Annotated in this window: 12 protein-coding genes; all 12 read left to right on the top strand. The window is 73.5% G+C overall.

The genetic code is table 11. The features are described 5' to 3' along the window. The first annotated feature begins 16 nt into the window (after positions 1-16). Positions 17-568 (top strand): adenylyl-sulfate kinase, encoded by a 552-nt coding sequence (gene cysC / locus ACLVWQ_RS01945; RefSeq protein WP_414106414.1) that lies wholly within the window; start codon positions 17-19, stop codon positions 566-568. Beyond that, positions 565-1,506: a sulfate adenylyltransferase subunit CysD gene (cysD, locus tag ACLVWQ_RS01940; RefSeq protein WP_414106309.1), complete on the top strand. Its 942-nt coding sequence runs from the start codon at positions 565-567 to the stop codon at positions 1,504-1,506. Before cysC ends, cysD begins: the two co-directional genes overlap by 4 nt. Positions 1,507-1,508: 2 nt before the next feature. Then, positions 1,509-2,864: a sulfate adenylyltransferase subunit 1 gene (locus tag ACLVWQ_RS01935; protein WP_414106308.1), complete on the top strand. Its 1,356-nt coding sequence runs from the start codon at positions 1,509-1,511 to the stop codon at positions 2,862-2,864. A 2-nt stretch (positions 2,865-2,866) separates the two neighbouring features. After that, the gene (locus ACLVWQ_RS01930) at positions 2,867-3,007 is read left to right on the top strand and encodes a hypothetical protein (RefSeq protein WP_414106417.1); all 141 of its coding nucleotides are present in this window, start codon (positions 2,867-2,869) and stop codon (positions 3,005-3,007) included. Between the two features lie 125 nt (positions 3,008-3,132). Next, positions 3,133-4,239, top strand: coding sequence for an aliphatic sulfonate ABC transporter substrate-binding protein (locus tag ACLVWQ_RS01925; protein ID WP_414106307.1), 1,107 nt, complete (start codon positions 3,133-3,135; stop codon positions 4,237-4,239). 43 nt (positions 4,240-4,282) lie between these two features. Continuing rightward, positions 4,283-5,071: an ABC transporter ATP-binding protein gene (locus ACLVWQ_RS01920; RefSeq protein ID WP_414106306.1), complete on the top strand. Its 789-nt coding sequence runs from the start codon at positions 4,283-4,285 to the stop codon at positions 5,069-5,071. Next, positions 5,058-5,969 carry an ABC transporter permease gene (locus ACLVWQ_RS01915; protein WP_414106305.1) on the top strand — a complete coding sequence of 304 codons (912 nt, stop codon included), beginning with the start codon at positions 5,058-5,060 and terminating at the stop codon, positions 5,967-5,969. The genes ACLVWQ_RS01920 and ACLVWQ_RS01915 overlap by 14 nt, the downstream gene beginning before the upstream one ends. Positions 5,970-5,974: 5 nt before the next feature. Then, the gene (locus ACLVWQ_RS01910; RefSeq protein ID WP_414106304.1) at positions 5,975-6,718 is read left to right on the top strand and encodes a sirohydrochlorin chelatase; all 744 of its coding nucleotides are present in this window, start codon (positions 5,975-5,977) and stop codon (positions 6,716-6,718) included. A gap of 226 nt (positions 6,719-6,944) precedes the next feature. Next, the gene (locus ACLVWQ_RS01905; RefSeq protein ID WP_414106303.1) at positions 6,945-9,233 is read left to right on the top strand and encodes a hypothetical protein; all 2,289 of its coding nucleotides are present in this window, start codon (positions 6,945-6,947) and stop codon (positions 9,231-9,233) included. Between the two features lie 4 nt (positions 9,234-9,237). Further along, positions 9,238-10,485 carry a TRAFAC clade GTPase domain-containing protein gene (locus ACLVWQ_RS01900; RefSeq protein ID WP_414106302.1) on the top strand — a complete coding sequence of 416 codons (1,248 nt, stop codon included), beginning with the start codon at positions 9,238-9,240 and terminating at the stop codon, positions 10,483-10,485. Beyond that, positions 10,482-13,277, top strand: a complete 2,796-nt coding sequence (locus tag ACLVWQ_RS01895) for a GTPase-associated protein 1-related protein (RefSeq protein WP_414106301.1) — start codon at positions 10,482-10,484, stop codon at positions 13,275-13,277. The genes ACLVWQ_RS01900 and ACLVWQ_RS01895 overlap by 4 nt, the downstream gene beginning before the upstream one ends. Beyond that, complete coding sequence (locus ACLVWQ_RS01890) at positions 13,274-15,016, top strand: TRAFAC clade GTPase domain-containing protein (RefSeq protein ID WP_414106300.1); 1,743 nt, start codon at positions 13,274-13,276, stop codon at positions 15,014-15,016. Before ACLVWQ_RS01895 ends, ACLVWQ_RS01890 begins: the two co-directional genes overlap by 4 nt. Positions 15,017-15,107: the final 91 nt, after the last annotated feature.

Here is a 15,107-nt window from a genome sequence, read left to right as displayed (position 1 = left end):
CACCACGCCGAACTCGATGAACCAGGAGAACCAAGTGACCGGAGCCACCATCTGGCTCACGGGTCTGCCGAGCGCCGGCAAGACCACCATCGCGTACGAACTGGCCGGACGGCTGCGCGAGGAGGGCCACCGCGTCGAGGTGCTCGACGGCGACGAGATCCGTACGCTCCTGACGGCGGGCCTCGGCTTCAGCCGCGCGGACCGGCACACGAACGTCCAGCGCATCGGCTTCCTCGCCGACCTGCTGGCCCGCAACGGCGTCAAGACGCTGGTACCGGTCATCGCCCCGTACGCCGACAGCCGCGAGGCCGTGCGCAAGCGCCACCAGGCGAGCGGCGCCGCGTACCTGGAGGTGCACGTCGCCACGCCGGTCGAGGTGTGCAGCGAGCGGGACGTGAAGGGGCTGTACGCCAAGCAGGCCGCGGGCGAGATCTCCGGGCTCACCGGGGTCGACGACCCGTACGAGGAGCCCGAGTCACCGGATCTGCGCATCGAGTCGCACACCCAGTCCGTGCAGGAGTCCGCGGCGGCGCTGCACGCGCTGCTCGCCGAGAGGGGTCTCGCATGACGACGACCGTCGCCGACGTCTCCGAGGAGGAGGCCGACAGCCCGTACGCGCTGTCGCATCTGGACGCTCTGGAGTCCGAGGCCGTCCACATCTTCCGCGAGGTCGCGGGCGAGTTCGAACGGCCGGTGATCCTCTTCTCCGGCGGCAAGGACTCCATCGTCATGCTCCACCTGGCGCTGAAGGCGTTCGCGCCGGCCGCGGTGCCCTTCTCGCTGCTGCACGTGGACACCGGGCACAACTTCCCCGAGGTCCTCGAATACCGGGACCGCACCGTCGAGAAGCACGGGCTGCGCCTCCATGTGGCCTCCGTGCAGGACTACATCGACCGCGGCACCCTCAAGGAACGCCCCGACGGCACCCGCAACCCGCTGCAGACCGTGCCGCTCACCGAGAAGATCCAGGCCGAACGCTTCGACGCCGTCTTCGGCGGCGGACGCCGCGACGAGGAGAAGGCCCGCGCGAAGGAGCGCGTCTTCTCCCTGCGCGACGAGTTCTCCCAGTGGGACCCCCGCCGTCAGCGCCCCGAACTGTGGAACCTCTACAACGGCCGCCACGCCGCCGGCGAACACGTCCGGGTCTTCCCCCTCTCCAACTGGACCGAGCTCGACGTCTGGCAGTACATCGCCCGCGAAGGCATCGAACTCCCGCAGATCTACTTCGCCCACGAGCGCGAGGTGTTCGAGCGGGCCGGCATGTGGCTGACCGCAGGCGACTGGGGCGGCCCCAAGGGCGGTGAGCACGTCCAGACCCGCCTCGTGCGCTACCGCACCGTCGGCGACATGTCCTGCACCGGCGCCGTCGACTCCGACGCCACCACCCTGGACGCCGTCATCACCGAGATCGCCGCCTCCCGGCTCACCGAACGCGGCGCCACCCGCGCCGACGACAAGATGTCCGAGGCCGCGATGGAAGACCGCAAGCGCGAGGGGTACTTCTAACCATGCCGAGCACCATCGAGCCCTCCGAGCCGCTGTCGGTCGAGCAGCTGTCCGAGACGACCCTGCTGCGGTTCGCGACCGCCGGGTCCGTCGACGACGGCAAGTCCACCCTCGTCGGCCGCCTCCTCCACGACTCCAAGTCGGTCCTCACCGACCAGCTCGAAGCCGTGGAGCACGCCTCGCGCAACCGCGGCCAGGACACCCCCGACCTCGCCCTGCTCACCGACGGCCTGCGCGCCGAACGCGAACAGGGCATCACCATCGACGTCGCCTACCGCTACTTCGCCACCGCCAAGCGCCGGTTCATCCTCGCCGACACCCCGGGGCACGTGCAGTACACCCGCAACATGGTCACCGGCGCCTCCACCGCCGAGCTGACCGTCGTCCTGGTCGACGCCCGCAACGGCGTCGTCGAGCAGACCCGCCGTCACGCCGCCATCGCCGCCCTCCTGCGCGTCCCGCACGTCGTCCTCGCCGTCAACAAGATGGACCTCGTCGACTACCAGGAGCCCGTCTTCGCCGCGATCGCCGAGGAGTTCACGGCGTACGCCTCCGAGCTGGGCGTTCCCGAGATCACCGCGATCCCCATCTCCGCGCTCGCCGGGGACAACGTGGTGGACCCGTCCGCGAACATGGACTGGTACGGCGGTCCCACCTTCCTGGAGCACCTGGAGACCCTCCCGGTCAGCCACGACCTCACGACCTGCCACGCGCGGCTGCCCGTGCAGTACGTGATCCGTCCGCAGACCAGCGAGCACCCCGACTACCGCGGGTACGCCGGTCAGATAGCGGCCGGCGCGTTCCGGGTCGGCGAGGCGGTCACCGTGCTGCCCTCGGGGCGTACCTCGCGGATCGCCGGGATCGACCTGCTGGGCCGGCCGGTCGCCCTGGCCTGGACGACGCAGTCGGTGACGGTCCTCCTGGAGGACGACATCGACATCTCGCGCGGCGACCTGATCGTGCCGACCCAGGACGCGCCCGCGACCACGCAGGACATCGAGGCGACCGTCTGCCACGTCGCCGACGCGCCGCTGACCATCGGTCACCGCGTGCTGCTCAAGCACGGCACCCGCACGGTGAAGGCGGTCGTCAAGGACATCCCGTCCCGGCTGACCCTCGACGACCTGTCCCTGCACCCGCACCCGGGCCACCTGGTCGCCAACGACATCGGGCGCGTCAAGATCCGTACCGCCGAGCCGCTCCCGGTGGACTCGTACGCCGACTCCCGGCGCACCGGCTCGTTCATCCTGATCGACCCCGCCGACGGCACCACGCTCACCGCCGGGATGGTCGGCGAGTCCTTCGCCTCGCCGGAGCCGGTCAAGGCCGACGCGGACGACGACGGGTGGGATTTCTGATCATGAAAACCACCGTACGGGCGGCCCTGCGGACCGCTGTGCGAGCCACCGACTTCTACGCCACGTTCGCGAAGGAGGGCGGCCGGGTCGGCAGCGGCGCCCTCGGCAGCGGCCAGGGCGGGGTCGCGCGATGTGCGTGCTGACGTACGCGCACTGCCTGCGCGCCCGGTCCCCCCGCCCGCCGTCGCGGATACGACGAAGACCTGCCGACCTCCCGGCCACGACCTGAACGGACGTGACCGCCGGGCCGACGAGAGGAACCCCTCCCGTGCCTGCCAAAAGCTCCGCACTGCTTCGCCGCGGCATAGCCGTGGTCGCCGCGCTTCCCCTCCTCACCCTCGCTGCCTGCGGCTACGGTTCCGACTCCAAGGACGAGGACACCTCGAAGGTCGCCGCCGAGGGCAAGAAGCTCTCCGCCGACAAAGTCCGGATCGGCTACTTCCCGAACCTGACCCACGCCACCGCGCTCGTGGGTGACCAGGAGGGGCTGCTGCAGAAGGAGCTCGGGGGCACGAAGGCCTCGTACTCCCAGTTCAACGCGGGTCCCTCCGAGATCGAGGCGCTCAACTCCGGTTCGATCGACATCGGCTGGATCGGCCCCTCCCCCGCCATCAACGGCTACAGCACGACCGACGGCAAGGGTCTGCGGATCATCGGCGGCTCCGCGTCCGGTGGGGTGAAGCTGGTGGTGAACCCCAAGACGGTCAAGTCCCTGAAGGACGTCAAGGGCAAGAAGATCGCGACCCCCCAGCTGGGCAACACGCAGGACGTCGCGTTCCTCAGCTGGATCGCCGAGCAGGGCTGGAAGGTCGACGCGCAGAGCGGCAAGGGCGACGTCTCGGTGGTCCGCACGGACAACAAGATCACGCCGGATGCCTACAAGTCGGGCTCCATCGACGGCGCGTGGGTGCCGGAGCCGACCGCCTCCAAGCTGGTCGCCGAGGGCGCCGAGGTGCTGCTCGACGAGGCAGACCTGTGGCCGGACAAGAAGTTCGTGATCACGAACATCATCGTGTCGCAGAAGTTCCTGACGGCGCACCCGGACGTCGTCGAGGCCGTGCTGCGCGGCTCGGTGAAGACCAACACGTGGATCAACGCCAACCCGGACGAGGCCAAGGCCGCGGCGAACACCAAGCTCAAGGAGCTGTCCGGCAAGGAGCTGCCCGCCGAGGTCATCGACCCGGCGTGGAAGTCGATCCAGTTCACCGACGACCCGCTGGCCGCGACCCTCGACACCGAGGCCGACCACGCGGTGCAGGCCGGTCTGCTGGAGAAGCCGAAGCTCGACGGCATCTACGACCTCGCCCCGCTGAACAAGGTCCTCAAGGCCGAGGGCAAGAGCGCGGTCGACGACGCCGGTCTCGGCGTCAAGTAAGCAGCCCGGACACCCACCCATGAGTTCCCAGGAGGTGACGACCATGGCAACCGCCCTCGCCAAGACCGCCGACGCCGGTGAATCGGTGGAGTACGCCGCCCGGATCGAGCACGTCTCGAAGTCCTTCGCCGGCCCCGCCGGGCAGCAGCTCGTCCTGGACGACATCACGCTCGATGTCGCGCCGGGCGAGTTCGTCACCCTCCTGGGAGCCTCCGGGTGCGGCAAGTCGACGCTGCTGAACCTGGTCGCCGGGCTCGACAAGCCGTCCGCGGGCGGCATCAGCACCGACGGCCGGCCCGCCCTGATGTTCCAGGAGCACGCCCTCTTCCCGTGGCTGACCGCGGGCAAGAACATCGAACTGGCCCTGAAGCTGCGGGGTCTGCCCAAGTCGGACCGCCGGGGCAGGGCGGAGGAGCTCCTGGAGCTCGTACGGCTGAAGGGCGCGTACGGCAAGCGGGTGCACGAGCTGTCGGGCGGCATGCGGCAGCGCGTCGCACTGGCCCGCGCGCTGGCGCAGGACAGCCAGCTGCTGCTGATGGACGAGCCGTTCGCGGCCCTCGACGCCATCACCCGGGACGTGCTGCACGACGAGCTGACCCGGATCTGGCGCGAGACGAACGTGTCGGTGCTGTTCGTGACGCACAACGTCCGCGAGGCGGTGCGGCTCGCCGAGCGCGTGGTGCTGCTGTCCTCGCGCCCGGGGCGCATCGCGCGGGAGTGGACGGTCGAGATCCCGCAGCCGCGCCGCATCGAGGACTCCGCCGTGGCGGACCTGTCCGTCGAGATCACCGAACAACTGCGTGGGGAGATACGCCGTCATGGCCAGCACTGAGGCGAGCGCCGCCGAGCCCGAGGCGGACCCCGTCGTCGAAGCCGGCGACCTCGCCGGACTCGAAGCGGGCCTCGACGCGCTGGACACGGTCCAGACCAAGAGGGCCCCGTTCCGCAGGACGTTCGTGGAGAAGATCTTCCCCCCGATCGTCGCCGTGGCGCTGGTCCTGGTGGTCTGGCAGGTCCTGGTGTGGGCCGAGGTCACCGACAGCTACAAGCTGCCGTCGCCCTCCGCGGTCTGGGACGAGGTCGGCGAGGCCTGGCGGGAGGGGACGCTGCTCGGATACATCTGGACCAGCGTCTCGCGCGGTCTGCTGGGCTTCCTGATGGCCCTCGTGATCGGCACACCCCTGGGGCTGCTGGTGGCGCGGGTGAAGTTCGTGCGCGCGGCGATCGGCCCGATCCTGTCCGGACTCCAGTCCCTGCCGTCGGTGGCGTGGGTGCCGCCGGCCGTCCTGTGGCTCGGTCTCAACGATTCGATGATGTACGCGGTGATCCTGCTCGGCGCGGTCCCCTCGATCGCCAACGGGCTCGTCTCCGGTGTCGACCAGGTGCCGCCGCTGTTCCTGCGGGCGGGCCGCACGATGGGCGCGACGGGCCTGCGCGGCACCTGGCACGTCGTGGTGCCGGCCGCGCTGCCCGGCTATCTCGCGGGGCTCAAGCAGGGCTGGGCGTTCTCGTGGCGGTCGCTGATGGCCGCCGAGATCATCGCGTCCTCGCCCGACCTGGGCATCGGCCTGGGCCAGCTGCTGGAGAACGGCCGTACGGCGAACAGCATGCCCATGGTGTTCCTCGCCATCCTCCTCATCCTGACCGTCGGCATCGCGATCGACCTGCTGATCTTCAGCCCGCTGGAGCGGTGGGTCCTGCGCAGCCGCGGTCTCCTCGTGAAGAACTGATCCCCGTGCCGGGACCGGTCCTCCTCGTCATCGCCCACGGCAGCCGCGATCCGCGGCATGCCGCGACCGTGCACGCCCTGGTGCGCCAGGTGCGGGCGCGGCGCCCCGGGCTGCGCGTGGAGACCGGTTTCCTGGAGTTCGACGTCCCGTCCGTGTCGGGCGTGCTGGAGTCCCTCGCGGCGCGGGGTGTACGGGACGTGGTGGCGCTGCCGCTGCTGCTGACCCGCGCCTTCCACGCGAAGACGGACATCCCGGCGGTGCTGGACAGGGCCCCCGCCCGGCTGCGGATCCGGCAGGCCGAGGTGCTCGGCCCGTCACCGCTGCTGTCGGCCGCGCTCGAACGGCGGCTGTACGAGGCGGGGTTGTCCCCTGCCGACCGGTCCTCGACCGGGGTCGTGCTGGCCTCGGCGGGGTCCACCGACCCGGAGGCTCGGGCGGTGATCGCGGGCATGGCGCGGGAGTGGCGGCGGGCGGGCTGGTCGGCCGTACGGCCCGCGTTCGCCTCGGCGGGCCTGCCCGGGACGGAGGACGTGGTGCGGGAGTTGCGGGCGCTGGGGTGCGGGCGGGTCGCTGTGGCGCCGTACTTCCTGGCGCCTGGGCGGCTGCCGGATCGGGTGGCTCGGGGGGCGGTCGGGGCGGATGTGCTGGCGGGGGTGCTGGGGGCGGGGGTGGAGGTGGCGCGGGTGTTGTTGCAGCGGTACGACGAGGCGGTTGCGCCGGCGGTGCCGCTCTCCGCGGTGGGTGCCTGAACGGGTGTTTTCGCCCCCGCCGCCCCTTCCCCTTCCCGACCAGTCTCAGGGGCTCCGCCCCCGAACCCCCGTGCGCAGTTCCCCACGCCCAGGCATGCCTGCCTTCAGGGGCGCGGGGAACTGCGCAATCTTTTAGCGGGGGTGGCGGGGGCGAGAAAACCGTACCCCCGCTCCCCCTGCATCTGATGAGATGTCCGTCGCAGGCACGATCGGGGGAGCGGTACACGTGGCGGGACGCGAGTTCGGGCATCATCTCGGCCTGCCCCGGGCCCTGTCCGCACTACCGCTCGCCCCCCTGACCCCCGGATACCCCCGCCTCGTCGAAGCCCAACGCGCCGCCGGCCTACGGCACATCGGCGAGCTCCTCGCACCGGACGGCCGGCGACTGCGCGTGCTGGACGGGCTGTTCGTGCCGGCCGGCGCCCGCGGCCACCGGCGGGTCGACGCCGCGCTGCTGGACACGCTGCGCGGCGGCTCCGGCCCGGCGGCCTCCCTCGCGGGCGAACTCGCCGGCCTGCACCGGCGCGACCCGCAGGCCCTCCGCAGGGTCCTGCTCTACCAGCTGATCGAACTGCTCCAGGACCATCCGCGCGGCGGGCACCCGGACACCGCGCAGGCGCTGGGCGTCCACGCCGAGGAGGCCGCCGGGCTCGTCGCCGCCGCCCGGGTCCGCCCCGCCCTGGACGCCCGGCAGCGGACCGCCGCCGAGTCGCTGGCCGACGCCTGGGCCGAACACCGGCTGCGGCGCGCGCACCGGCTCCTGGAGCGGCTGCCGCCCTACGGACGCGACCCGTCGCTCACCGCGCTGCGGACCACGCTGTCCCGGCGGCTGGGGCACGCCGACGCCGCGCTGGACTCGGCCCGTGGCGCCGAGCGGGCGGGCGACACCGAGGCCGCGACGGAGGAGTACCTGCGGGCCCTGCGGCTGGCGGCCGACGACCGCCAGGCCCTGTTCGGCCTGGTACGCATCCACCGCCCCGGCCCCGCCGACCCCGAGCGGCTGCGCCACGCGCTGCACGCGGACCTCGTGGCGTTGGCCTGGGACCCGGTCGACCCGGCCGTCGCCCCGGACCTGGCAGGTCCCGGGATCACCTGGCGGATCCTGCGACTGCGGCGGACCGGAAGCGGCACCACCGAGGTGCGCGAGGTGTGCGAGGTGTCCGAGACGTCCGATGTGCCCGAGACCCGCCAGGTCTCCGCACGTCCTGGCGGCACCGAGGACCGTACCGTGCCACTCGGGAGCGTCGTGCGGTACGTGGCGCTGCCGGTGCGCGAGGGCCGCGTGGCCGGCGTGCCCCTCGTGGCACGGGAGTTGTCGGTCACGCCCGAGGTGAGCGGGCTCGCCCTGACGGACGGGCGGGGGCGGGTCGAGGGGACCTGGCGAGCGCCGTCCGGCGCCACGGAGGTGACGGTCGAGCACACCGGGCCCGACGGCCGCAGCGGGCCGCTGCCCTGCCGAAGCGTCCGGTTCTCCGCCACCGGGCTGGCGCCCGGCCCGTACCGCTTCCGGGTCGTCTGTCACTACCGCACACCCGAGGGGCGGTCCGTCTCCTCCCCGGGCGTCGAGGTGACCCGCACGGTGCACCGCTGGCCCGAACCCGTGCGGACTCTCACGGCGGCGGCCGAGGGCGAGGGCCGCGGGATCCGGTTCGCCTGGACGGGCGGCGGCGCGGAGGTGCGGCTCGTCCGCTGGCCCGGTGACGCGCCCGCCGCCGGGACCGAGTTGGCGGCCGACGAACTGCCCGAGCCACTGCCGTGGCCCCGGCCCGAGGACGACGCGGCCGTACTGTGTCCACCGCCCGGCACCCACGCCGAGGTGGCGGCCGTCGCCGTGCTCGGGGAGCGTGCCGTGGCGGGGCCGGCCGTCACCGTGGAGGCGCCCGTCGCCGTGACCGGGCTGACCGCGCGGCGCCAGTCCGACGGCCAGGTGCAGGTGGTGCTCGACTGGCCCGAGAACACCGGTCAGCTGAAGGTCAGTTGGACGGAGAGCGGCGGGCGTACCGGGGAACAGGCCGTCGCCGCACACCAGTACCGGCGCCACGGGCTGCGGCTGCCGGCCGGCCGGGGCCAGGTCCGCGTCAGGGCCGTGCCCGCGCCGCGTGCCTCGGGGTCCGTGCTCGCGCTGCCGGCGGCCGCCGAGGCCGTACTGCCGCCGGACGCGTCCGTCGCGTACCACCTGGTGCCCGCGCCGCGCCGGGTGCTGCGGCGCGGCAGTCCCCTGATCCGCGTCACCCTCTGCGCCCCCGACGCGGAGGCTCTCGGGGAGACTCCCCTGCTGCTGCCGGAGTTCGTCTGTGTGGCGCGCAGCGGTACCCTTCGCCCGCGTGGACCCGCCGACGGCACGACCGTTCTCCGGATCACCGGTGCCGAGCTGCTGGAACTCGGCACGGTCGAGCACGAGCTGACCTCGGCCCCCTGCCCGGCGCCGTACACCCTGCGTGGTTTCCTGCTGGGTGAGCACGCCACGTCCGTGCGGCTCGAAGAACCGTCCCCCGCGACCCTGGTGGTGCGCTGAATCCATGACGACCGTCATCTGCCCCAACTGCTTCGCCCGTTCGTCGGCGGCGAGACTGCCCTACCGCTGCCTGATGATCGCCGGCGGGGTACGCGGCTCGCAGCCGTGCGGGCCCGAACGCGACGACGTGTGGGCCGAGTTCATGGGTCCGGGCACACCTCCGGCAGCCCGGATGCGCGGCCCGGTCTTCACCCGGTCGCGCTCGACGGCGTCCAGACTGCGGCCCGGCGCGGGCGCGGGGCCCGCCGTCTGTCCGGGCTGCGGGGTGACCACGACGGTCCGGGTGTGCGGGTCCTGCCACAGCGATCTGCCCAGCGACTACTGCGAGCAGGACAGCCGCATCATCGCCCTGGTCGGCGCGAAGGCGTCCGGCAAGAGCACCTATGTGGCCGTGCTGGTCAACGAGTTGAACCGGCGCGTCGGGCAGGCCTTCGACGCCTCGCTCGCCGCGATGGGCCAGGGCACGCAGCAGCGCGACAAGGAGATGGCGCAGGATCTCTACGAGCGGCTGCGGCTGCCGGACGCGACCCGCCCGGCCGCGCTGGGCTTCAACGACCCGCTGCTGTACCGGCTGAGCCTGCCCCGGCGCGGGCGGTTCGGCTCGGGCAGCCGGCACACGACCCTCGTGTTCTTCGACGCGGCGGGCGAGGATCTCGCGGGCGCCGACGCCGTGGACCGCTACACCCGCTACCTCAGCGCGGCGGACGGCATCATCCTGCTCGTCGACCCGCTCCAGCTCGGCTCCGTGCGCGACCGGTTGCCGCGGGACGAGGGGCCCGCGCTGCCCGCCGTGGAGACGCCCCCGCAGCAGATCGCGGCGGATCTCGCCACGCAGTTGCGGGCGCACGGCCGCGGTGGTTCGCGGGGCCGGGTGAGTACGCCGATCGCGGTGGCCGTGACGAAGACGGACATGCTGCGGCCGCTGCTCGACCCGCACTCGCCGCTGCTGGACAACGCCACGCACAGCGGCGGGTCGCTCGACGAGGACGACCGGCTCGCGGTGCACGAGGAGCTGCGCTCCCTCCTGACCGACTGGGACTCGGGGGTGCTGTACCGCCAACTGGAGCGGGATTTCGCGCAGTTGTCGCTGTTCGGGCTGTCGGCGCTGGGCGCCCCGCCGCCCGCCGACGCCCCGGCGGACGTGCCGAAGTCGGGGCCGCAGCCGTTGCGTGTGGAGGATCCGCTGCTGTGGCTGCTGGCCCGGCGTGATCTGCTGCCGGTGACGAACGCGCGGAAAGGACAGTCCAAGTGACGCTCTCTCAGCTCCACTACACCTCGGCGCCGCCCGGACCCGACGGGTCCGGGTTCCGCTTCACAGCGGTCAGCGACGACGTGCCGCAAGGGGTGCTCAGAGAGGCGGAGCAGCTCATCGGGTACGAGCCGCCGCGGGACTCCCCCGCACGGCCCGACGCCGACGAACTCGCGGACTTCCCCACGGCGTTCAGCTTCAGCGAACTCTCCGACGGCGGACGGCTGCTGAGCCGGTCCGTCTACACGGGCGTCGACTACAGCGGGCGCTGGGGCAACTTCCACGCGCACGCCCTCCATCTGCCCGCCGGGGCCCGGCTGCCGGACGGCGCACTGCCCATCACTGCCTGGGAGTCCGGGCGTTGGGCCCGGTCGACGCCCGCCGGCGGCAGGCCCGAGCCGGTCGACCGCTTCGAGCCGTCGGGCCTCATGCAGCACGACGCGCTGGTCGCCTTCGCGGCGTCCCGCGCCGATCGGCTCGCGGCGGTCCTCGCGGATGTCCGGGCGGTCGCGGAGGACCCGGGGGCCGGGCAGGTGGTGCTCGTGGAGCGGGACAGCGCGGCCGTGGCCCAGTGGATCGCGCTGGCCTGCGCGGTGCTGCCGCGCGAGCAGGCGCACCGGCTGACCTTCACGACGTACACGCGGCGCCCGGTACAGGCGAGGCAGCAGCTCATCGGCGTACTGCCGTCGTCGGAGACCGTGGCGTACGGCCACCGGCACCGGGTCCACGACTGCACCCGGCCCCCCGCGCCCACCGAGGCCGTCACGGATCCGTGGGCGGAGCTGTGCGCCCAGGTGTGGCGGGCGGGCCGGCCCGATCTCTTCCGGCATCACGGTCCCGACCTCGGTCCGTTGGCCGCGGCGGCGCTCATCGCCCGGGTCGCCCTCCCCTCGGCTGCTCTCACGGCGGCCACGTACTGGGTCCGCGACCGGGCGGGCAGCCTGCCCGAGGGCGAACTGGCCCAGCTCGTCGCGGCGTTGTGCGAGGCCCGCCCGACGGACGAGGCGGCCCCGGGCGCGGTGCCGTCCGGCGCGGTGGCCGGCGGTTCGGGGACGGCCGGCGGTCCGGGAGCGGCGCGTGGTCCAGGAGCGGCGGGTGGTTTCGTCGAGGGGCTGGTCTCGCTGTTCGAGCGGCTCGACGGGCAGGTGCCCGCCGCCGTCTCCGCGCCGCTCGCCGCGCATGTACTGGTCGCCGCGGTGCGCGGCAGCGGGCCCGTCCCCGTCGTCCACGGCGCCTCGTTCACTCCTGAGGCCCGGATGCGGCTCGGCAAGGAGCTGGGGTACGCGGTCCGCGCGGGCGTCGCCGACCCGGCACAGCCGCCGACCGGGCGCCCGCTCGGCCTGCTGCGCGTCGCCGACCTGCTGGACGTCGACTGCACCGATCTCCTCCCGGACCTCGCGGCGCGGCTGGCCCAGGCCCTGATGGACCTCCCGGAAGCACAGGTACCGGCTTCCGCCGCGGGCCCGGAGGCCCCTGCGGACAGCGAGCACCCGAGCCGCCGTACCCCGGCCGCGGCAGCCAGCCGCGACGCGTCGGCCCCCTCCCCCTGGTGGGGGCCCCGCGCGGACCCGACGCCTCTCGAAGCCGGGACCACGACCGGCGGTGACGGCCGCGTGCCCGTCGGCCGGCAGGATCTCGCCGTGCTGCGCGACGCCGTCGCCGAGCACCCGACCCTGCGGATCGCCCTCTTCGGCGCGCTCGACGCGCTCGCCGCAGGCCGGCCGGTGGCCGCCGCGCGCATGCTGGCCGTCGCGGACCTGCCCGTGCGGGGCCACCCGGGGTTCCCGCATCTGCGGATGTGCGCGTCCGACGCCCTGCCCACCGGTGCGGGCGACCGGCTCACGGCGTTCCACTCGGTGGTGCGTACCGCCGGGGTCTCCCTGCACGCCGAACCGGCCGTCCTGCGGACCGCGATCAGTCTGGTGTGGCCCGGTGAACTGCCCACGGGGCAGGAGGCGAGCCTGCTGCTCAACGAACTCGGTTCCGACACGCACCGCACCGCCGGCACCCGGGACCTGCTGATCGACGCCGCGCTCAGGGCACCGGCCGACGACCGCGACGTCCCGGCGCTCGCCGTCGACCTGCTGCGCTGCTTCACCACGGAGCTGGAGCCGGCGCGGCGTGCCGCGCTCCTGCTCCTGGAGTTCGCGGGACTGCTCGGCACCGAGGGCGAGGGTCTCGACTGGGTGCAGCGCGCGGCGGCGCTCGCCGCGAACGCCCGCCCGCTGCCCGCGCCGGTCCTCGAACGCGTCCACCGCGCGCTGGCTCACCGCCTGCTGCGCGGCTCGGCGCCGGCCGGTGAGCTGTACGCGCTGGCCCTGTCCGGCGACGCCGACCTGCTCGCGGCGTACGAGCGGGCCGCCCAGTCGGGCCCGGTGGGCGACCGGCTGCGTACCGTCCCGCACTACGTCGCCGAGTGCTTCTGCGACTGGAGTTCGCACGCGGGCGCGCACCGGGCGTGGGACGAGACCTGTGCCGCGCTGCTGACGAGGGTGCTGCGGCCGATCGTGCGGGCGCTGCCCGCCGAGGACCTGGCCCTGGTGGAGTCGGACCTCGACCGGGCGGGCCGCGGCAAGCTCGACGCGTTCCGGTCCTGGAACCGGCCCGGGACACTGGGCCGCCTCGCGGGCCGCTTCACGGGCCGCGGGCGCGGCAAGGACAACGGAAGAGACGGAAAAGACGGCAGAGACAGTAGAGACGGAAGAGACGGTAGAGGCCGTGCCGGCGGCAGCGACCCGGCCTCGCGGTACGGCGACATGGCACCGCCCCCGCACGAGGAGCGGGAGCACCGGTGACCGTTCTCCTGCTGTGCGTCCTCGGCTTCGTGGGACTGGTCGCGGGGGTCGTCTGTCTCACCACCGCGCTGTGGCAGTTCCTCGCCCAGGGCGTGCGGGCGGTGTGCGGCGGCCTCGGCCCGTGGCACGAGGGCAGCAAGGACATCCGTGTCCCGGCTGCGGGTCCCGACGAACCCGCCGAACTCGCCTACTGGTGGCGGCAGATGTGGGTGGACGCGGCCACGGCCGGCGACTACGGCGTCCGGGTGGTCTGGCTGCGGTTCACGGACCGGTGGATGCGGCACACGACGGCGAACCTGTTCCGGGGGGTGCGCTCCACCGGCCTCGTCGAGCGCAACTCGTTCGTACGGATGGTGATGTGGCTCGTCGCGCCCGGCACCTTCGTCGGCGCGCTCGTGGGCGCCGTGCTCGCCACCCTCGTGCTCGCGCTGACGCTCGCGGTCTTCGCCCTGCTGCTCGGCCTCGTCTGGCTGGGTGCCGCCGCGACCGTGCTCGTGCTGCGGGGCGTGGACCGCGGCTGGGTGACGCTCCGGCGGATTCGCGTCAAGTGCCCCTATCCGGGCTGCTATCGGCCGGTACCGCTGGCGGTGCACCGCTGCCCCGGCTGCCGGGAGCCGCACGCCCGGCTGCGTCCCGGCCGGTACGGGGCCCTGCGGCACATGTGCTCCTGCGGGCAGCGGCTCGGCGCGACCCGGCTCGCGAGGCGCAGCCGCCTCACGGCCCTGTGCCCGCACTGCGACCAGGTGCTGCCGAACGCGGTCGGCACCACGCGCGTCGTGCACGCGCCGCTGGTCGGCGGCACCTCGTCGGGCAAGACGATGCTGATGGCCGCCATGGTCGAGGGGCTGCACGCCTGGTCGCGGCGGAGCGACCTGCGCGTCGAGTACGCGTCCACCGACGACCGGCAGACCGCGAACTCCCTGAACCAGGAGCTGACCCAGGGGACCTGGGCACATGCCACGACCGGCGGGCAGCCCCGTGCCTTCATGCTGACCGTCACGCTCGGGCGGCGGCGCAGGCTGCTCTACCTCTACGACCCGATGGGCGAGTCCCTTGAGGACGCCGAGCGGGTGCGCGCCCAGCACTACCTCGCGCACACCGACGGGGTCGTCCTGGTCGCGGACGTGCTCGCCGAGCCGGCGGTACGGAGGAAGCTGAGCGGCGCCGACGCCGAGCGGGCCACCGCCGCGCGGCCCTCGCCGCAGGGCCCCTGGGAGACGTACCAGCGGCTGGCGGGCGAGCTGTCGGCGCTCACCGGCCGGCGCGGCAAGCTGTCCGTGGCGACGGTCGTCACCAAGCGGGACGTCCTCGACCAGCTCGGCTCGCTGCCGGTCGCGGGCCCCCGGATCGACAGCTGGCTGACCGACATCGGCCTCGGCGGACTCGTGCGCGCCCTCGGGCACGACTTCAGGTCCGACCGCTACTGGGCGGTCAGCGCCCACGCGGCCACCGGGGCGGGCTCCCTGGACAGCGAGCAGCGCCGGGCCGCCGAGCCCGTGCTGTGGCTGCTGGCCGCGTCGGGGCTGCGCACGGGTGCCCTGGTCGGCCCCGACCCGGCCGGCAAGAAGAGCGGCGGATCAAGAACCGGTGCGGCGGCCGGCACCGTCACCACGGACGACACCGTCGTCACCGATGGAACCGTCACCACCGAAGACACGGTCACCGCGGACAGCACCGTCGCGGCCGACACCGCCGACACCGCCGACAGTTCGGGTGAGAAGAGGTTCGACAGCGCATGAGCATCGTGACGCGGCACGTCGCACGAGGACGGCGGATGGCCCTCGGCCTGTTCGTCACCGCGCTGGTCCTGACGACCGCGCTCCTCGTCGC

The sequence above is a fragment of the Streptomyces sp. CWNU-52B genome, assembly GCF_047444975.1.
Classification (GTDB): Bacteria; Actinomycetota; Actinomycetes; order Streptomycetales; family Streptomycetaceae; genus Streptomyces.
This window is presented reverse-complemented; position numbering and strand designations above follow the sequence as displayed.